Origin of the sequence: Pseudomonas sp. FSL W5-0299 (genome assembly GCF_005930655.1) — a bacterium.
Lineage (GTDB): Bacteria > Pseudomonadota > Gammaproteobacteria > Pseudomonadales > Pseudomonadaceae > Aquipseudomonas > Aquipseudomonas mandelii.
Map to the genome: position 1 here is coordinate 44,416 of NZ_RXHX01000028.1, position 19,339 is coordinate 63,754.

Annotated in this window: 18 protein-coding genes; 8 read left to right on the forward strand and 10 right to left on the reverse strand. The window is 61.5% G+C overall.

Annotated elements, in window-relative coordinates; translation table 11 throughout:
• The first annotated feature begins 30 nt into the window (after positions 1-30).
• The 8 genes from araD1 to FHL16_RS25670 all read left to right on the forward strand — a co-directional run bounded on the left by araD1 (position 31) and on the right by FHL16_RS25670 (position 5,527).
• Positions 31-1,023: an AraD1 family protein gene (araD1, locus tag FHL16_RS25640; protein WP_077749652.1), complete on the forward strand. Its 993-nt coding sequence runs from the start codon at positions 31-33 to the stop codon at positions 1,021-1,023.
• Positions 1,024-1,033: 10 nt separating this feature from the next.
• A complete protein-coding gene (locus tag FHL16_RS25645) occupies positions 1,034-2,614 on the forward strand; it encodes an aldehyde dehydrogenase (NADP(+)) (RefSeq protein WP_077749653.1) in 1,581 nt (526 codons plus the stop codon).
• Positions 2,615-2,814: 200 nt separating this feature from the next.
• A complete protein-coding gene (locus tag FHL16_RS25650; RefSeq protein WP_010459840.1) occupies positions 2,815-3,111 on the forward strand; it encodes a DUF5629 family protein in 297 nt (98 codons plus the stop codon).
• Positions 3,098-4,273 (forward strand): lactonase family protein, encoded by a 1,176-nt coding sequence (locus tag FHL16_RS25655; RefSeq protein ID WP_077749654.1) that lies wholly within the window; start codon positions 3,098-3,100, stop codon positions 4,271-4,273. Before FHL16_RS25650 ends, FHL16_RS25655 begins: the two co-directional genes overlap by 14 nt.
• Before the next feature lie 156 nt (positions 4,274-4,429).
• Positions 4,430-4,609 (forward strand): hypothetical protein, encoded by a 180-nt coding sequence (locus tag FHL16_RS25660; RefSeq protein WP_010459844.1) that lies wholly within the window; start codon positions 4,430-4,432, stop codon positions 4,607-4,609.
• 210 nt (positions 4,610-4,819) lie between these two features.
• Positions 4,820-4,945 carry a hypothetical protein gene (locus FHL16_RS34760; protein WP_255311789.1) on the forward strand — a complete coding sequence of 42 codons (126 nt, stop codon included), beginning with the start codon at positions 4,820-4,822 and terminating at the stop codon, positions 4,943-4,945.
• A 115-nt stretch (positions 4,946-5,060) separates the two neighbouring features.
• Positions 5,061-5,273: a hypothetical protein gene (locus FHL16_RS25665; protein ID WP_077749655.1), complete on the forward strand. Its 213-nt coding sequence runs from the start codon at positions 5,061-5,063 to the stop codon at positions 5,271-5,273.
• Positions 5,270-5,527, forward strand: a complete 258-nt coding sequence (locus tag FHL16_RS25670; RefSeq protein WP_077749656.1) for a hypothetical protein — start codon at positions 5,270-5,272, stop codon at positions 5,525-5,527. Before FHL16_RS25665 ends, FHL16_RS25670 begins: the two co-directional genes overlap by 4 nt.
• A 171-nt stretch (positions 5,528-5,698) precedes the next feature.
• On the opposite strand, the gene FHL16_RS25675 is transcribed toward FHL16_RS25670, so the two are convergent.
• The 10 genes from FHL16_RS25675 to FHL16_RS25720 all read right to left on the reverse strand — a co-directional run bounded on the left by FHL16_RS25675 (position 5,699) and on the right by FHL16_RS25720 (position 18,920).
• A complete protein-coding gene (locus FHL16_RS25675; protein WP_077749657.1) occupies positions 5,699-6,295 on the reverse strand; it encodes a glutathione S-transferase in 597 nt (198 codons plus the stop codon).
• The gene (locus FHL16_RS25680) at positions 6,292-9,933 is read right to left on the reverse strand and encodes an AAA family ATPase (protein ID WP_077749658.1); all 3,642 of its coding nucleotides are present in this window, start codon (positions 9,931-9,933) and stop codon (positions 6,292-6,294) included. The genes FHL16_RS25675 and FHL16_RS25680 overlap by 4 nt, the downstream gene beginning before the upstream one ends.
• Positions 9,930-11,174 (reverse strand): exonuclease SbcCD subunit D C-terminal domain-containing protein, encoded by a 1,245-nt coding sequence (locus tag FHL16_RS25685; RefSeq protein ID WP_010459857.1) that lies wholly within the window; start codon positions 11,172-11,174, stop codon positions 9,930-9,932. Before FHL16_RS25685 ends, FHL16_RS25680 begins: the two co-directional genes overlap by 4 nt.
• A gap of 255 nt (positions 11,175-11,429) precedes the next feature.
• Entirely contained in the window at positions 11,430-13,067 is a 1,638-nt protein-coding gene (locus FHL16_RS25690; protein ID WP_077749659.1) for a BatD family protein, read from the reverse strand.
• Positions 13,064-14,803 carry a tetratricopeptide repeat protein gene (locus FHL16_RS25695; RefSeq protein ID WP_077749660.1) on the reverse strand — a complete coding sequence of 580 codons (1,740 nt, stop codon included), beginning with the start codon at positions 14,801-14,803 and terminating at the stop codon, positions 13,064-13,066. The genes FHL16_RS25690 and FHL16_RS25695 overlap by 4 nt, the downstream gene beginning before the upstream one ends.
• Positions 14,800-15,879, reverse strand: coding sequence for a vWA domain-containing protein (locus FHL16_RS25700; protein ID WP_077749661.1), 1,080 nt, complete (start codon positions 15,877-15,879; stop codon positions 14,800-14,802). The genes FHL16_RS25695 and FHL16_RS25700 overlap by 4 nt, the downstream gene beginning before the upstream one ends.
• A complete protein-coding gene (locus FHL16_RS25705) occupies positions 15,872-16,366 on the reverse strand; it encodes a DUF4381 domain-containing protein (RefSeq protein ID WP_010459865.1) in 495 nt (164 codons plus the stop codon). Before FHL16_RS25705 ends, FHL16_RS25700 begins: the two co-directional genes overlap by 8 nt.
• Positions 16,363-17,307, reverse strand: coding sequence for a DUF58 domain-containing protein (locus FHL16_RS25710; RefSeq protein ID WP_010459867.1), 945 nt, complete (start codon positions 17,305-17,307; stop codon positions 16,363-16,365). Before FHL16_RS25710 ends, FHL16_RS25705 begins: the two co-directional genes overlap by 4 nt.
• A 5-nt stretch (positions 17,308-17,312) precedes the next feature.
• Positions 17,313-18,272 carry an AAA family ATPase gene (locus tag FHL16_RS25715; RefSeq protein WP_003218556.1) on the reverse strand — a complete coding sequence of 320 codons (960 nt, stop codon included), beginning with the start codon at positions 18,270-18,272 and terminating at the stop codon, positions 17,313-17,315.
• Between the two features lie 294 nt (positions 18,273-18,566).
• A complete protein-coding gene (locus FHL16_RS25720; RefSeq protein WP_010459880.1) occupies positions 18,567-18,920 on the reverse strand; it encodes a hypothetical protein in 354 nt (117 codons plus the stop codon).
• Positions 18,921-19,339 lie beyond the last annotated feature (419 nt).

Genomic DNA, 19,339 nt, shown 5'->3' on the forward strand with positions numbered 1-19,339 from the left:
GCCTTCAAGATTGTTTACAGGAGAAAATCCATGCGTTTAGTGCAGTTCGAACTGAGTAACGGCGAGCGCCGGGTAGGCGTGGTCGAGGAGGGGCTGGTGCGCGAAGTGCAGGACGCGCGCACGGTCCGTGACCTGGCCCTGGCGGCTATCGAGGCGGGCGTCAATCTGCAGCAGCAGGTGAAAACCCTGGGCCTGGGCATCGGTCATGACTACGCGGAGCTGCTGGCGCAACTGCGGATCCTCCCTCCGCTGGATCACCCGGACCCGGCGCACATGCTGGTCAGCGGTACCGGCCTGACCCATCTGGGCAGCGCTTCGGCCCGCGACAAGATGCACCAGCAGGCCGGCGACGAAGCGGCAATGACCGACACCATGCGCATTTTCAAATGGGGCGTGGAGGGCGGTAAACCGGCGGCCGGGCAGGCCGGTGTGCAACCGGAGTGGTTCTACAAGGGGGACGGCAGCATCGTCGTGCGTCCGGGCCAGCCGTTCCCGCTGCCACCCTTTGCCGAAGACGCGGGTGAAGAGCCTGAACTCAGCGGCCTCTACGTTATCGGCCACGACGGTAAACCGTATCGCCTCGGTTTCGCGGTGGGCAACGAGTTCTCCGACCATGTGATGGAGCGCAAGAGTTACCTCTACCTGGCACATTCGAAATTGCGCAGTTGCAGCTATGGCCCGGAGCTGCGGGTCGGCGAATTGCCGGCACATCTGGCTGGCACCAGCCGCATCCTGCGTGACGGTGAAGTGCTGTGGCAGAACGAGTTCCTCAGCGGCGAGGCCAACATGTGCCACAGCTTCGAGAACCTTGAGTACCACCATTTCAAGTACAGCCAGTTCTTGCGTCCGGGGGACGTGCACATTCATTTTTTCGGCACCGCGACCCTGTCCTTTGCCGACGGCATTCGCACCCGGGAGGGTGATGTGTTCGAGATCAGTCAGGCCGAGTTCGGCGCGCCTTTGATCAACGGGATCGCCCCGGTTGAAGCCGCGTTCGAGCCCGGCACCGTCGGCACCCTTTAAGGAGATACGCATGCCTCAGATTCTTGGTCACAACTACATTGGCGGTCAGCGCAGCGCGACTGGCACCGTCAAAATGCAAAGTGTTGATGCCAGCACCGGCGAAGCCTTGCCTCATGATTTCTTCCAGGCAACGCCTGAGGAAGTCGATGCCGCCGCCAAGGCTGCCGCCGCCGCTTACCCGGCCTATCGCAGTCTGAGTGCGGAACGTCGCGCGCAATTTCTCGATGCGATTGCCGATGAACTCGACGCCTTGGGCGATGACTTTGTCGCGGTGGTCTGCCGCGAAACGGCATTGCCGGCCGGACGTATTCAAGGCGAGCGCGGGCGCACCAGCGGGCAGATGCGTCTGTTCGCCAAAGTGCTGCGTCGCGGTGATTTCTACGGCGCGCGAATTGATCTGGCACTGCCGGATCGCCAACCGCTGCCACGACCGGACCTGCGCCAATACCGCATCGGTCTTGGGCCTGTTGCGGTGTTCGGTGCGAGCAACTTTCCGTTGGCCTTCTCCACGGCGGGCGGCGACACCGCGTCGGCGCTGGCCGCCGGTTGCCCGGTGGTGTTCAAGGCTCACGGCGGCCACATGGCCACCGCCGAACTGGTCGCCGATGCGCTGATTCGCGCGGCGGAAAAAACCGGCATGCCGGCCGGCGTGTTCAACATGATCTACGGCGGCGGAGTCGGCGAGGCGCTGGTCAAACACCCGGCGATTCAGGCGGTCGGTTTTACCGGTTCGCTGAAGGGTGGCCGCGCCCTGTGCGACATGGCTGCCGCACGTCCACAACCGATCCCGGTGTTCGCCGAGATGTCGAGTATCAATCCGGTGATCGTGTTGCCGAAGGCATTGGCTGCTCGGGCCGACACCGTCGCCCGTGACCTGACCGCTTCGGTCGTGCAGGGGTGCGGTCAGTTCTGCACCAATCCCGGTCTGGTCATCGGTATTCGCTCGCCGCAATTCACCGCGTTTGTGCAGCAGGTCGCGGGCCTCATCGGCGATCAGGCGGCGCAAACAATGCTCAATGCCGGGACGTTGAGCAGCTATGGCAACGGCCTGCAAAAACTCCTTGCTCACCCGGGCATTGAGCATCTGGCTGGCAATCCGCAGCAAGGCAATCAGGCGCAACCGCAGTTGTTCAAGGCTGACGTCAGCCTGCTGATCAATGGCGATGCAGTGCTGCAGGAAGAAGTGTTCGGCCCGACCACTGTGTTCGTCGAAGTGGCGGATCAGGCGCAACTCAGTGCCGCGTTGAACGGCCTGCACGGGCAGCTGACGGCGACGATCATTGGTGAGCCGGCGGACTTCGAACAGTTCGGCGAGCTGACGGCGTTGCTGGAGCAAAAGGTCGGACGGATCCTGCTCAATGGCTATCCGACGGGCGTTGAAGTCTGCGATTCGATGGTCCACGGCGGGCCGTACCCGGCAACTTCCGATGCACGCGGCACGTCGGTCGGCACGTTGGCGATTGATCGATTCCTGCGGCCGGTGTGTTTCCAGAACTATCCCGACAGCCTGTTGCCGGAACCGCTGAAGAACGCCAACCCCCTGCGCATCCAGCGCCTGGTGGACGGCAAACCTTCCCGCGACGCCCTTTAACAGCTCACCGTAATCCCCGTGGGAGCGAGCCTGCTCGCGAAAGTGGTGCATCAGTCAACAACAATATCGACTGACACTCCGCATTCGCGAGCAGGCTCGCTCCCACAGTATTTTGTGTCGCCAGCATGTTGGATGAGCGACACAGACCCACCCTCACATTGAGCTATCATTGCGTCTTTCCCATTCAAAGATTGACTGCCATGACTGCCGCATCCGACACCTTGATCAACGCCCTCGAACACTGTGACATGCTGGAAATCGACGGGCTGCACGCCTTCGATTTTTCCCTCGATGAAGACGAAAACCTGCACATCGAATGCATGGACGGCCGAGCACTCAAACGTTGGGAGTTCAGCATTGCGCAGATCACAGCGGCGACTTTCGATCCTGATTTGAAGAGCTGGATCATTACCGGCGATTCCGGTGAGCATCGACTAGTGCCTATGGACGCGTTCGGCGGTGGTGACGACGAGGAAGAAGGGAATGAGGATGCATAAGCTCTGGCCGCTGTTGATGGCCGGCAGCATCGGCGCGATGGGCATTGAAGCCGCGTCGGCCGACGACTATCAGTTGCTGGTCGGTTCCTACACGGCGGGGCAGAGCCAGGGGATTCATCGCCTGAACTTCGACAGCGCCACCGGGCAGATCAACCCCAAGCCGCTGCAAGTGGTCACCAGTGAAAACCCGTCCTGGCTGACCGTTTCCAAGGATCAGCAGCGTTTGTTCGTGGTCAATGAAAACGGCCCCGGCCAGAAAGACCCGGTCGGGCGCGTCAGCAGTTATTCAATCGATCCTAAGACCCATGCGTTGAGCTTGATCAATCAGGTGCAGAGCCTGGGCAACGAGCCGACCCATTCGAGCCTCAGCGCTGATGCCAGTCATTTGTTCGTCAGCAACTATTCAGTGGTTGAAGACCCGGGCGGCACGTTGGCGGTGTTGCCCGTGGGCGCCGACGGTAAGCTCCAGCCCGTGGTGCAGATGAGCAGTCACCCGTCGAGCCGGGTCAATCCCGAGCGGCAGATGTCGGCGCATGTGCATTCGACGGTTTCCTCTCCGGACGGCCAGTACGTGTTCTCCAATGACTTGGGCGCCGACAAGATCTTTGTCTACCGCTTCGATCCCAAGGCCAATCCGGAGCTACCGTTGACTGCCGCCACACCGGCGTCGGTCCAGTTGCCAGCCGGCAGCGGGCCGCGTCATTTGCTGTTCAGCGCCGATGGCAAACACGCCTGGCTGACCATGGAAATGAGCGCGCAGGTCGCGGTGTTCGATTACCAGAACGGCAAACTTGAGCAGACCCAGATGGTTGATCTGGCGGCGGGCCAGCCTGTTTCCGACAAGGCCGCCGCTGCGTTGCACGCCTCGGCCGATGGCAAGTTCCTTTACGTCAGCAACCGTGGCACCGCCAATCAGGTGCTGGTGTTTGCCATCGATCCTGCGACCGGCCATCTTCAGGAGCTACAACGTCGTTCGGTGGACGGTGATCACCCGCGCGAGTTCAGCCTCGACCCGAGTGGCCAGTTCTTGCTGATTGCCAACCAGAAGAGCAACCAGATTGTCGTGGTCGAACGCGATGCCAAGAGCGGTCTGTTGGGTAAAACCGTACAGAAACTGCCGATGGATGCCCCGAGCGACCTCAAGTTCCTGGTGCGTCAATAGGCCGCAGGCCCCGGTTGATGGGGCCTGCATCCTTGTATTAATGCGGCTGATATCTGCTAATGCTACAAAAGATTTCAAGGCGCCAACCCTCGAAGGTTAAGTTTGCTCCACGGCCCCATCGGGCAAACAAGCCAACTGAATCCGAGGAATACCGCCATGAACTTCAATCTCTTCTCCATCATCGCCGCTTCTGCCATCTCCGCCACCGTTGCTCTGCCAGCCAGCGCCAACGTTGAGATCAGCGACAAAAAATCCCACGCCCAGAGCTACACCCAGAAATACCTGCAACAGAGCGCCAACTTCTACGCGGCACTGGATCACAAGACCCAAGCCTGAAATTCAAGCCCTGCACCCTTTATGCAGGAGCGAAGTCACTTGCGCCGATCGATCGAAATACGTCGAACGTCGATGAGTGATGTCGCTCCTGCATAACGCGTTTACGACAGCATCACATTGCCATCAATGTATCGCTTGATATCACATAGCCATGCATTTAGATTTGACGTTGATTTTTTGACTCAACATCTAATAACAAGGATCGACAGCATGGCGATGCGTCTGGCAGTGGTTCTTCTGTTCCTCTATTCAACCCCCATTCTTTCGGCTGCTCAGCCCGTTTCCCAGGAGCCGGACGCGGCCCGCGAACGCTTGATGAGTTTTATTCAAGACTGAGATAGACGGGCTTAATGATCAATGAAGCTGATGGTGACTATGGAAAACCCTGAGTGGTTGTCACCGCTTTTTTGATCGATTCTGTGGGCACTTAAACATGCCCACGGAGAACACCATGGCCAGCTCAATCCTCACTTCTGCCAAATACGGCGCCTACCTGACCATAGGTCTTTACGTGGCCCTGGTGCTGATCGTCAGCGTTTCGTCCAATTTGCAGCACACCTTTGAAGCGCCGGTTCAGGTCGCTTATCCCGCCATCCAGTTCGAACACCGTGCTCAAAGCGTCGTGGTCGATCAAGCCGCATCGGCGGGAGTGGCAGGGGCATGAAAGGCAGCAAACTCTGGGTCATAGCCTTCCTGGCATTCATGACCAATGGCGCTTCCCTGTTGGGGATAGGGCAGGGCTCGGCGGGTTCAGTTGCGCGGTCCATCGAAGCCAATCACAACCTGGCGCGTAATATTGAAACGGCGAAAGCTCTGGGTTTGCTGGCCGGCAATCCGCCCATGAAACGGCAAGACGATTTCTTCGGGCCGTTCCAGGTGGATTGCTCGGTAGTGGAGATGTGCGAGGTGTTCGCCTGAAAACGAGCGGCTATTGAGATCCATTGTGGCGAGGGCGTTTGTCGGAACGCCGCATCGCCCCGTTGGGCTGCGAAGCAGTCGTAAATCGGGCGACTCGGTGTGTCAGAAAGATTGAAGGGGGCTGCTTCGCACCCCAGCGGGAGCAAGCTCCCTCGCCACAGGGATTGTGCGTTACTTCTGCATCACGCCTACAAACAACTCTGACGCCAGAAACCGCTGCAACCACCCCTGCAACCGCACATAAGACGTCTGCCCGAACCACTCGCGATCGACATGGGCGAATTGCCGTATGAACGGCATCAACGCCACATCCGCCAGGCTCGGATGCGCCGCCAGCAGGTAATCGCGTCCCTCCAGCAACACCTCCAGCTTGCGCAAGAACACCTCACCTTCAGCACGATAGGTGTCCATCGGCTGCTCGGGGTAACGCTCGGCGTACTTGTAGCGATTCAAATGCACCTTGAACGTCTGATCGTTCTCTTCAATCAGCGCGGCGATGTGCGCCTGTCCGGCAGGATCACCCTTGAGCAACCAATCCTGCGGATCGTTCTGCGACAAGGCCCAGTGCATGATCGCCAGGCTTTCATCGATGACTTGACCGCCGATACTCAGCACGGGGACCGTGCCCTTGGCCGACAGTGCAAGCATTTCGGCAGGTTTGGCTTTCAGGCTGACCTCGACAATCTGCACCGCAACGCCCGAATAGCGCAGGGCCATGCGCGCCCGCATGGCGTAAGGGCAGCGGCGGAACGAGTACAGCGTATTCATTTGACCTCCAGGGTACTCAAGCCATTGCCCTGGCGTTGGACCTGAATCTGCACCGGAATCCGTTCATGCATTTCCTGCACATGGGAAATCACCGCGACCTTGCGGCCCTGGGCTTGCAAGCCGTCGAGTGCGTCCATGGCCAGTTGCAGGGATTCCGGATCGAGGCTGCCGAAGCCTTCGTCGATGAACAGCGATTCGATTTTCAGTGTGCTCGAAGCCATCGACGCCAAACCGAGCGCCAGGGCCAACGACACCAGGAACGTCTCGCCGCCCGACAACGAATGCACCGAACGCAGCTCATCGCCCATCTCGGTGTCCATCACCAGCAACCCGAGCATGCTGCCGCCGCGTTTCAGGCGATAGCGCCGCACCAGTTGTCGCAGCTGTACGTTGGCGTGATGCACCAGCAAGTCGAGGTTGTAGGCTTGGGCGATCTTGCGGAAGGTGTCGCCGGTTGCCGAGCCGATCAACGCATTCAGGCGAGCCCAGCGCTGGTACTCGCTGTAGGCGTCGGCGATCTGCTGCGCCAGGGCTTGGTTGGCGTTCTGCCGACGCTGATCCTCGGCCTGTTCGGCGCGCAGTTCGGCGCAACGGTGCTCGCTGGCGGCGAACAGGTTTTGCAGGTCTGTCAGTGCCGTGGCGAGTTGCTCGGCGTCGAGATTGCCGTTGTGTTGCGCCTGATGATTGAGCAGGCGCTGGTCCCGTTCCTGCAATCGCACGTTGGCCTGTTCGATGGCTTTTTCGCTTTGCTGCAAGTGCTGCCGCAGTTCGCTGACGTGCTGGTCGTCGACGCTCAGCAGCGCTTCCAGTCCGCCATCGTCGAGCTCTGGATGCAAGGCGCGCCAGTCGGCGATCTTTGCGCTCAGTTCGCGGTCTTCGGTTTCCAGGGCCAGCAGGCGCTCTTGTCTGGCTTTGAGTTCAGCGGCCAGTTCGACTAACCGCGTGCGCACGGTTTGCAGTTCCTGATGGGCTGTTGCCTGGGCAGTGCGCGCCTGTTCGACGGCTTGATCCAGTTGCTGCTGCCAGTGTTCGGCGCTGCTGTGTTCGCCCAGCAATTGCGTCAACCGTTCCTGGCAAGCCTGTTGTTGCTCGGCGAGGATGGTGAATTGCTGCTGCGCCAATTCCAGTGCCTGGGCGCGGGCCAGTTGGCGGTCCTGTTCTTTTTCCAGTGTCTGCTGGCGTTGTTGCTGTTCGCCGAGCTCATCGCGTTGCTGTTCGAGCTGCTCCAGGCGCTGGGCGATCTGCCGGTCGAGTTGCATGAAGGTCGCGGCCGGTTCGTTGCGCAAGGCCTCCAGTGTCTCGGCCGGAAGCAGGGTGCTGAAGGCGTTCAGCTCTTCATCGAGGCGCTGGCGATCACTGCCCAGCTCACGCTGCTGGTTACTCAGGTGCTGCGTCGCTTGCTGGCTAGCTGCCTCGGCACTGCGCAGTTGCTGCTGAAGGCGAGCCGCGTCTTGCTGCAGGGTGAGCAGGGCGGTCTGCCGTTGTTCATCCTGGGTGATGCTCTGGTTTAACTGGCTGTTTTGCTGCGCCAGCCAACTGTCGCGCTTGTTCGCGTCCTGAGCCAGCAGTTGCGTCGACAACGGATGGGCTTCGAGGCTCGGGGTCAGGCCTTGTTGCTGGCTGGCGAGTTGCTCCTGTTGCTGCAGCAGTTCTTTTTGCTGAGCAATCAAACCGCCGACTTCACCGCGCAAATCGGTGAGTTTCTCTTTCAGCAGGTCGACGGCCTTCTGCGCATTGGCCTGCTCGCTTTCATCGTGGCGACCGAGGCTTTGCAGCAACGCTTCGGGTTGATGATAGGGATGGTCGGGGCTGCCGCAGACCGGGCAGGGCTGATCGTCCTGTAGCTGTGCGCGCAGTTCTTCGACGCTGGCGCTGCGAGCCAGACGCTGACGCTCCAGCAGTTCGCGAGTGACGGTCAGGGTCTGTTCGGCGATGACCAACTCGTTCTTGGTCTTCACGCCGTCCTGGGTCAGGCGATCACGTTCCTGCTGGGCGCTGAGCTGGCGTTGCGTCAGCTCGGCGCTGCGCTTGTCGATCTCCTGCTGGCTGGCCCACAGCCGTGTCAGTTCTTCAAACGCCCGCAGTTGTTTGCGGTTGTCCTGCAACAAGTTGCCCAGTAACTGGATTTGTTCGGCCACGGCTTCCGGCTCGGCACCGGCTTCTTTGTAGAGCACTTCCAGATGCTGCTTTTGAGCCGCCAGTTCTTCGCCGGCGCGGGCGGCGCTTTGCTCCAGAGCCGCCAGTTCAGCCTGGCCCTTGTTCAAGCGATTACCGATCAACATCAGCTGTTGCAGGCGATCACGGTAGGCGTTCCACGCCTCGCTCAACGGCGCTAAATGCGTGCTTTGCTCAAGCTCCCCGGCAATCCGCTCCAGACGTGCAGCCACCTGTTTTTGTTGCTCGAGCAGGCCCTGAATCGTGTTCTGTCCTTGAGTGCTGGCCAGTTCCGCCTGTTGCTTGTGCTCTGCACTCACACTGGCGTCTTTGACCAGCCGGGCGAGGGTGCTTTGCTCTTCAAAGGACTGGCGCAGCAACGGAGCTTTTTTCGTGTGCTGGCTTTGGGCGTCGACCAGCGCGGTCTGCGCAGCGCTCAAGCTCTGTTCGAGTTGCGCCTGCCGCTCGTTCAACTCGGCCTGCTGTTGGATGTGCTGCTGAATCTGCGCCGCCAGCGGGGTGAGCTGGGCGGTGAGTTCGGTCTTGCGGGCGAACTGGTGCCGTTGCGGGGCCAGTTGTTCCAGGCGCGTCAGCTTCAACCGGTCACCAGCCAGGCTTTCCCAGTGCTGCCGGGCGCTGGTCAGCTGTTCGGTGGCGCTCTGTTGTTCGTCCTGCAATTGCCGCAGGTCCTTGAGCCAGGTGTGCTGCAATTCAAGTTGTTTGAGCTGCGCTTGCTGGGTCTTGAGTTGCTGCTGCGCTTCGTTGAAGCGCGCATCGAGCTCGGCCCGGGCTTCGGGAGCCAGCGGCGTCACCCCCGTGGCCTGATCCTGCAACAGCTTGTGCGCTTCACGCGCCTCTTTGGCTTTGTCGAAGGCGCGGCGACCGAGGCGGGTGTACAGCGCGGTATCGGTGAGCTTTTCCAGCAGTTCGCTGCGTTCGTTGTCGTTGGCCTTGAGGAAGGCACTGAACTCGCTCTGGGCCAGCAGCACGGCGCGGGTGAACTGTTCGAAGTTCAGGCCCAGCACGGCTTCGAGCTGGGTTTTGAACTCGACTTTCTGACTGGCCAGCAACTGATCCTGATCGATGTCGCGCAGGCTCTGGCGACTGGCTTGCAGCTTGCCGCCGGCCTTTTCGCGAGCGCGATTGGCTTCCCAGCGCGCACGGTAACGACGGCCATCGATGCCGACGAAATCCACCTCGGCATACCCTTCGCCGGTGCCACGCCGCAGCAAGGTGCGCGGGTCGCCGGTGCTGATTTCGCCATCGGCGTCCGGTGCCTTGGCCGACACCTGAGCGTTGCTTAATCGCGGAACAGCGCCAAACAGCGCGAGACACAAGGCGTCGAGCAAGGTGCTTTTGCCCGCGCCGGTCGGCCCGGTGATCGCGAACAGGCCGGCACTCGCCAGCGGTTCAGCGGTAAAGTCGATTTCAAAGGGCCCGGCCAGCGAGGCGAGGTTTTTCAGGCGGATCGCGAGGATCTTCATGGTTGTTCGCTCTCCATCTGCACGTCCTGCAACAGCTCGGCAAAGTCTTTCAGCGTTTGCTCATCGACCTCGCTGCCGTAGCTGTCCTGCCAGGCACGACTGAACAATTCCTGCGGCGTGAGCTGGTCCAGTTCGATCAACGTGGTGCCATCTTCGACACCCTCGCGACTGCCGTTGCCGGCATATTCGGCGGCGATGCGCACCAGGCGCACGGCTTTGCCTTGAAGGGCGCTTTCAACCTGGTGACGCAAGTCGGGTTGTGGTTCGTCGAGACGCACCCGCACTTCCAGCCACGGCTGGCGCTGGATGTCGGCCAGCAAATCGATGTTCGGCAGGTCGGCCAGTTGCAAGAGAATCTCGGCCAGCGGTGCCGGGCCGATGCGTTGCAGGTTGACCGCACGGGGAATCAGTTTCGGTTCGACGCTGACCAGGGTTTCACCGTCGAGCGTGACGTCGAGAATCTGATGCTGATAGCCGATTTCCGAGAACGACAACGGAATCGGCGAGCCGCTGTAGCGGATGCGCTCTTCACCGTTGACCTTCTGCGGCTTGTGCAAATGCCCCAGCGCGACGTAGCTGATGCTCGGCCCGAACAGGCTGGCGGGCAGGGCTTCGGCATTGCCGATGATCAGGCTGCGCTCGGAGTCTTCCGACACGGAACCACCGGCCATGTGCGCATGGCTGATCGCAATCAGCGCCTGGCCAGGCTTGCGCTTGGCATTGGCCGCCTCGATCAGCCATTCATGAACCTGACCGATGCCGCGCAAGTAGTTGTCACCCAACTGCGCACCGGTCACTTCGGCGGGTCGCAAAAACGGCAGCGCCAGGCACCAACCGGCGATTTCCCCGCTGGCATCCGGCAACGGCAACAACAGCCGCTCGGCGTCCAGTTGACCGTCGTCGAGCCACAGCACGCGGCCAAGCGCATGGGTGCGCAAACGGCGCATCAACGGCGCGGGCAATTCGATCCGCGAGCCGGAGTCGTGGTTGCCGGCGATGATGACGATGGTCAGCAGCGGTTGCTGCTCGTGGGCGCTGACGATGAATTCATAGAGGCGTTCCTGGGCTTTGACCGGCGGGTTGACCGTGTCGAAGATATCGCCGGCAATCAACAGCACATCAGGCTGGTCCAGCTTCAGCTGGCGCAACAGCCATTCAAGAAAGCAGGCGTGCTCGAAATCGCGGTCCTGGCCGTGCAGGTTTTGCCCAAGGTGCCAGTCGGAGGTGTGAAACAGACGCAAGGCGAACTCCGTAGGAAATAAGGTGATGGCCGCGTGGAAATTGATGGCGGCGAAAAGAGTGGGAGTTTACTGGCAAACCGTCGTTTGGGTGCGGCAAGGGGGGGTATTTTTGCCCTGACTTAAAGTATTCGGCGATCTTTAGGCCGTCATCGCGAGCAGGCTCGCTCCCACATTGGACCTGCGTTGACTCTAATGTTGTGTCCAGTACCGTCCCTTGTGGGAGCGAGCCTGCTCGCGATGAACGATGATGCGGTGTCACTTCGGATACAACGGCGGCAGGCCACTGTCACCCACCGGATCCTGAACCCGTTCGGCAATCGGGATCGCCTTGATCGCCCGCCACAGTTCTTCGCCTTGCCAGTGCTGGCCGGTTTCGCTGTAGAGCGCGCCGTTCAAACCGTCCAGTGCGTCGGACAGTGGCACGAAGCGGGCGGCCATGTCGGCGAGGGTTTCCGGTTGTTGCCGGGCCCAGGCGTCGAGGGCCTGGCGGGTGGCGTGGGGATCGTTGGCCTGGCAGGCGCGTTTCAGTTCGTCGAGGACGGTGCGTGGGCTCGGGCCGGTCTGCGCGGCGCGCAGCACGGCGGGTTGCCAGCGGCCACGCCACCAGAGACCGAAACCGAGCAGGGTGGTGCAGGCCAGGATCAGGGTGCTGAGTTTCCAGCGCCAAAGGGTTTCGCTGTCGGCTGCGGACATGACCGACTGCGTGCCAGCCGGAGTATCGACCACCAGGCTCGGATTACTCGCCACTTGCAGGCTTCGGGCCGGCAGGCTGCTGTGTTCCAGGTGATCTTCGAAGGTGTTCCACCAGACCACTTCCACCGAAGGCAACTCGATGGCGCCACTGCGACCCGGCACCAGCGCTTCGCGCTCTTCACGACTGCCGATCAGGCCGCGCTCGGTGCTTTGGTTGCTCAGCACCGGTTGGTCCGGGTAACGGCGCAGGCCGTTGACGTCGGTGGCGGGCAGCGGCGGCAGTTGGGAACTGGCCAGGCCTTCGGCCTTCAAGGTCAGGCTACGAGTCAGCGAATCACCCGCCTGCGCATGGTCCGGCTCCGGGTTCCAGCTTTCGCTCAGGCTCAGGCTGCGGGCCGGCAACCAGGGCAGGTCGGCAGGGTAGGTAATGGGTTTGGCCTTGACCGTCAGCAGAATCGGAGTGGAGCTGACACGCATCAGTTTCCCGGACTTCGGCGCCTGGGTAGCGTCCTGGGTGGGTTGGGTGTCGACGAGCGTGGCACTGAAAATCTGCGCCGGAATGGTCAATTCGCCGCTGTGTTGCGGGTAGATCGCATAGCGCATTTCAATCACGCCATGACGCAGGCCGTTGATGGCTTTCTCGTAAGTGCGCGACTCGCCCAGTTGTTCGATGCGCGCATCAGGAATTTGCAACGGAGTCAGGCTGCTGTCGTCGTACAGCGACACCGAATGATAGATGCGTAAAGTCAGGATGGCCTGGGCCTGCACATAAACACTGGACTGGTCGAGGCTCGCGTCGATAAACACCGGGGCCAGTTTGTTCGCGGTGTCCTGGGTTTCGCTTTCGACCACTTGCACGGTAATCGGCTGGCTCTGCACCTCGCCCAGTTGCAGCGGGGGAATCGTCACGCTGCCGTTTTCCTTGGGCAGCAAGGTGATGATCCAGCGCGTGGTAGCGCGGTTGTCGCCGTTCAGGGTGGTCAGTTGGTTGACCTGGCGGGTGCCACGCACTTCGAACAGCGGTTCCAGCGGTGCCAGGTCAGGCTTGCCGAATTGGGTGACGTCGTTGGATTCCAGGGTCAGTTCGACCGTCTCGCCGGAGTTCAGGCGACTGCGATCGACACTGGCGACCAGCGCCGCCGCCTGAGCCTGGACGGTGCTGAGCAGCAGGGCGAGCATGAAAAGGGTGAAGCGGGTCATCGCGTTTTTTCCTGATCCTGATGTTGTTGCTGTTCGTACCAGAATTTGCGCCTGAGCAATTCGCCCGGGTCATCGGGGATCTTGCGCAGCCATTGCTCCAGCGCCTGACGCTGTTCGCCGTCGATATTGTCGCTGGCCGGCCGCATCGGTGGTGTGGTGCTTTGCTCGTCCCCCAGCTCGCTGCCCGGGACTTCATTGGCGCCCGGTTTCGGCGGTGTTGTGGCCTGTTGCCCGGCGTCCGGCGTGGTCTGCCCGGCGTCGGACTTCGGTGGGTTTTTGTCCGCAGGCTGTGTGGCGGCACCCGGTGGCGTTTCTTGCTCGGTGTCCTTGGTCTCGTCATCGGCGGATTTCTGCGGCTCAACCGGTGGCGGTGCGTTTTTCTGCTTGAGCAGACTTTCTACCAGTGCCTTGTTGGTCTGCGCGGGGCGCAGATCCGGCTGGCGTTCCAGCGCCTGATCGTAAGCGTCCAGCGCCGCTTCCAGCTCACCGCTTTTGGCCAGGGCATTGCCACGATTGTAGTGGGCGTGGGCATCGTTGCCCTCGGCGAACCGCTGGGCGGCGCCGCTGTAGTCGCCGGCCTCATACAGCGCGACGCCTTGCCACTGCGGATCCTCAAAATGCTGCGACGCCTTCGCCGGATGGCCTTGCCTGAGCAGATGCAGGCCCCGTTGATCGGGACGCAACCACAAGTCTTCAAAGTCGAAGGCATAGCTCGGTTGCGGCAACAGGAACAGTAAAGGCAGGCAGAACAACCAGCCACGGCGACCGGCGCACGCCGCCAGCAGCAACAGCGGCAGCAGCAGCCAGTAACCCTGATCGGCCCAGGTGTCCAGGCGCAAGGTCTGGCCGTCGTTGCGCAGGGTGCGTGGACCGTCAAGCAGGCCGAGCCCGCGCAGGTCGGTATCGCCCAGTCGCGCTGGGCGATAGCGTCCGCCAAGCTCGTTGGCAAAAGCTTTCAGGCTTGGACTGTCCAGGTACGGCACAAGGATCGCGCCCTGGTCGTCCTTGAGAAAACTGCCGTCCTCCTGTGCGACCGGTGCGCCTTCGGCGGTGCCGATGCCGAGCATCAGGAACTGCGTCGATTTTCGATCCAGTGCCTGGCGAATGCCTTCACGTTCCAGGTCCGTCAGGGTGGAACCGATCAACAGGATCCGGCCTTCACCCAACCCCCCCTGACTCAGCAGTGCCAGGGCCTTGGTCACAGCGAGGTCCGCGCGATGACCGGCTTCGGGCATCAGCGACGGCTTGAGCGCATCGAGCAGATTACGGCTGGTCGACAGGTCATCCGACAGAGGCACCAGGATGTGGGCGCTGCCGGCGTAAACGACGATTGCAGTCTGGGCGTCGCTGCGCACTTGCAGCAGGTCCAACAGTTTGCGCCGAGCCTGTTCGAGTCGGTTCGGCGCAACGTCGGTGGCGAGCATTTCCGGGGTCAGCTCAAGCACGACCACCAGCGGGTCGGCGGGCTTCTGACTGATTTGCTCGACGCGCTGCCAACTCGGCCCCAACAAGGCCAGGACGGTCAGTATCCACGCCAGGCCGAGGACGACCCACGGCAGTTTGCTGTCGCGCCCGTTTCCACCGCTCAGCAACGCAGCGTGGAAGGCCGGTGGCAGGATCATCTGCCAGCGCCCGGCGCGTTTTTGTCGATGCCAGAGTTGCCAGAGCAGCCAGCCCAACAGCGGCAACAACAGCAACCACCAGGGGCGGAACCAGTACGGCCAAAGCGCACTCATCGGCGCCTCCGCAGGCGCAGGCGTTTGAGCCGCTGGCGCCAGTCAGGCAATTGCGTTTGCAAAAACAGGTCCTTGGTAAAGAGCCGTTGCAGCGGGTTGTCCGGCCAACGCTCGCGCACCACCAACAACATGCTCAACAACAATGCCAGCGCCAAAGGCCAGTGATACAGCGCCTGCGCCGGGCGGGCCTGGGTCGGCTGTTGGGTCACGGGCTCAAGTGTGTCGAGGGTGTCCTTGATCGTTTGCAGCTCTTTGCCATCGTGGGCGCGGAAGTACTGACCGCCGGTGACTTGGGCGATGGCCATCAACGCCGGTTCATCCAGATCCAGGCTCGGATTGACCCCCAGGAACCCCAAGGTGCCGCTTTGCTCCGGGTCAGCGCCGATGCCGATCGGGTAGATTTTCACGCCTTCCTTGGCCGCCAGGCGCGCCGCCGTGAGCGGGTCGATTTCACCGCCATTGTTGGCGCCATCCGTGACCAGGATCAACACACGGCTCTGGGCCGGACGCATGCGCAGGCGCTTAATCGCCAGGCCGATGGCATCGCCGATTGCCGTGTTCTTGCCGGCGATGCCGATTCGCGCTTCGTCGAGCCACACGCGCACGGTGTGCCGGTCGAACGTCAAGGGCGCTTGCAGGTAAGCCTGGCTGCCGAACAGGATCAGGCCGACACGGTCACCGTCGCGACTTTCAAGGAAGTCACCGAGCAAGTGCTGAACCAGCGACAGTCGGCTGACGTCTTCGTCCTGCCACTGCATGTCGGGGAAATCCATGGAACCGGACACGTCCACGGCCACCAGCAGATCGCGACCACTGGCGGCAATCGGCAGGGGATCGCCCAGCCATTGCGGGCGCGCCGCCGCCATCAGCAACAACAGCCACAACAGAATGAACGGTGCTTGCTGGCGCCAGGCCGGCAGGTTGGCGCGCGCACGGCGGCGGGCCAGGCCTTCGAGGTCATTGAGGAAGCTGACCTTGAGCGCGGGTTCGCCGCTGTCGGCCACCGGCAGCAGCACGCGCATCAACCACGGCAGCGGCAGCAGGGCAAAGATCCACGGCCAGGCGAACTCAAACATGTTTGCGAATCCAGGTATCGACGGCTTGAGTGAGGCCGGCGATGGCCTTGTCGTCGAGTTTGCATTCGGGTTTGTAGGCGCCTTCGACCAGCACCATCCAGCGGGTCAGACCGGCGGCCGGGCAGCGGTTGTCGAGGAACGCCAGCCACTTGCGCCCGTTGAGGGTGTGGCTCTGGCTGTAGGGGTAATGGTTGCGGCACAGGCGCTTGAGCAAGCCGTTAAGCTGCTGCAACCAGGCGCCGGCCGGTGCGCCGTCGTAGGGCTTTGGCATCCGAGCCAATTCGGCGAGTGCGGCGATGCGCACCGGGTCCAGCGGTTGTTCGGCACGGACGATCGGGCGCTTGTTCGGAATGAATCGCCGCGCCTTCCACAGGCCGAAACCGATCAGCGGCAGCAACAACAGCAACAGCCACCAGCCGGGCGCGGGGGGCCAGAACTCGATGGGCGGCGGGGTAATCAGCGGTTGCAGTTGATCGAGGCTGCTCATCGACCTTTCCCCGGTTTCTGTGGGTTGAGGTACTCGCGCAGTTGCTCGACCATCTCGCTCTGGGTGCTCAACGGCATCAGCAATACCCGCAGTTTTTGCGCGAGCAATTCCCAGCGAGCGATGCGCGCTTCGGCCTGGGCGCGGTAGGTCTGGCGCAGGTCGAAATTCAGGGTGTCGAGTTCCAGTTGTGCGCCACGTTCAACGAAACGAAGCAGCCCGGCGGCGGGCAGGGCGTGGTCCAGCGGATCGGACAGCGGCAACAGCAACAGGTCGCAATGACGCGACAACAGGCTCAGTTGCTGTTCAGAACCTTCGGTCAAGGCGCGTTCATCGCAGATCACAATCACCAGGCTGCCGGGGCGCAGCACCTCCCGTGCACGACGCAGGGCCATGTTGAGGGAGTCGCGGTTCTGTTCGCTTTCGGTGTGCAGCGACTGATTGACCCGCACCAGACGGTTAAGCAGCTGCAGCAGGCTTTGTTTGCTGCGCCGGGGTTTGATTTCGTAGTGCTCGTTGTCGCCGAACACCAGCCCGCCGACCCGGTCGTTATGGCCAAGGGCCGCCCAGCCAATCAGGCTTGCTGCCTGAGCGGCCAGCACTGATTTGAACATCAGCCCCGAACCGAAAAACAGCCGACGGCTTTGCTCGACCATGATGAAAATCGGTCGCTCGCGTTCTTCGTGAAACAGCTTGGTGTGGGGCTCCTGGGTGCGGGCGGTAACGCGCCAGTCGATGGTGCGCACGTCGTCGCCGGCCTGATAAACCCGCACTTGATCGAAGTCCACGCCACGGCCGCGCAGTTTGGAGTGGTGCAGGCCGATCAGGGGGCTGCGCTGGCTCGGCGTGGAAAACAGCTGCACTTCGCGCACGCGATGGCGCATCTCGATCAGCTCGGCGAGGCTGACGCGGATGCCCGGCTCGGGCGGAAGGAGGGCGTTCATGGGGGTCAAGCGACGGCTACGACGTCGAGAATCCGCTGGACCACCCGGTCCTGATCGATGCCGGCGGCTTCGGCTTCAAAGGACAGAATGATGCGGTGGCGCAGTACGTCGAACAGCACGGCCTGGATGTCTTCCGGGCTGACGAAGTCGCGACCGGCCAGCCAGGCATGGGCCCGGGCACAGCGATCGAGAGCAATCGAACCGCGAGGACTGGCGCCATAGGCGATCCACTCGGCCATCTCCGGGTCGAACTTGGCCGGGGTGCGCGTGGCCATGACCAGTTGCACCAGGTATTCCTCCACGGCGTCGGCCATGTACAGGCCGAGGATTTCCTTGCGTGCGGCAAAAATCGCCTGCTGGCTGACCCGGCGCTCGGGCTTGGTTTCGCCGTTCAGGGCTTCGCCACGGGCCTGTTGCAGGATGCGGCGTTCGACGGCGGCATCGGGGAAGCCGATTTTCACGTGCATCAGGAAGCGGTCGAGCTGGGCTTCCGGCAGGGGATAGGTGCCCTCCTGCTCGATCGGGTTTTGCGTGGCCATCACCAGAAACAGCGGTGACAGCTCGTAAGTGCTGCGCCCGACACTGACCTGGCGCTCGGCCATGGCTTCCAGCAATGCCGATTGAACCTTGGCCGGGGCGCGGTTGATTTCGTCCGCCAGCACCAGGTTATGGAAGATCGGGCCCTGCTGGAACACGAAGCTGCCGGTTTCCGGGCGATAGATTTCCGTGCCGGTGATGTCGGCCGGCAGCAGGTCGGGGGTGAACTGGATGCGATGGAACTGGGCTTCGATGCCTTCGGCGAGTTCTTTGATGGCCTTGGTCTTGGCCAGCCCCGGGGCGCCCTCGACCAGCATGTGGCCGTCGGCGAGCAAGGCGATGAGCAAGCGCTCGATGAGTTTTTCCTGGCCGAGAATCTGCGTTGAAAGAAAGGTTCGCAGCGCTAGCAGCGCTTCACGATGTTCCATCGATGACTGTTCCTGGAAAGGGTGACCGAAGACGTTCGAATAACGCCAGGGCTGGGGGCGTTACTTTAATCCATCGCGGGGGGCGGCGACTAACGGCATTTTGTGCAAAGTGTGGGAATTGATGGGTGAAATTGTTGGAAATTTGTAGGCGAGGGACAGGGTGGTGATCTGGCTGGCCTCATCGCGAGCGGGCTCGCTCCCACAGGTGACCGGGTTCTCACATGAAAATACGATCAAATGTGGGAGCGAGCCTGCTCGCGATGAGGCAGGTTCAGGCACCCGAGATTCCGAGGCTTAGAGCTGGCTTATATAGGTGCCGGTGCCTTTAAGGATGTTCTGCAAGGTCTCTTCCACTTCCGCCAGATCCTGCGCATCGGTGCCGTGCAGGATTTCCAGCGAGTCTTCGCCATCGAGCACATCGATGTCCGCAGCGGCGATTTCGATCAGCAGGCGGTCAGGGCTGAGGGTGACTTTCACACCGTTGAGGGCCGAAGGTTTGTCGTGGAAGATGATCTCCAGCTCATCCTCGTCCGGAAAGCGGCTCATCAGGAACATTTCGCCCTCGACGCTGTTGCAGCAGAGCATGGCCAAGTTGTCTTCTTCTTCGTCGCACGGGTTGACGATCAAGAGGTCAGTTGTCATTTGCATGGGAAAATCCTGGCTCGGCGAGCGTGGTGAACGTAACAAAAGGCAATTCTGCCAGCCCCGGGGAATTTCTGCTCGCCTGAGTGTCAGATCATGTGTCGTGAACACTTGGAGTGTTACTGGTCATTTCTGGTACGGATGTGCCGCAAAACCGGGGATAAAGCGCCCGTTTTCCTGCACGACTGCTAGTGTTGTTCGAGGCGCATGTCGTGAGCTGCGTACCGATGACCGAATATGTCGCAGCGCCGCAAGCACAGGCCTTGCCGCACTCGTTAAGCTGCGCATCGAATGGATATCCGTAAAGACAGTGTGCAATTCATCGCACAGGCGTTTTTGCCGATACCCCTTCATGGAAGGTGAATGTGACCTGAGTGTCTCGTCCAGCTTCACCCACCTGTCACCCTGTTTCCTCTGCCCGAGAA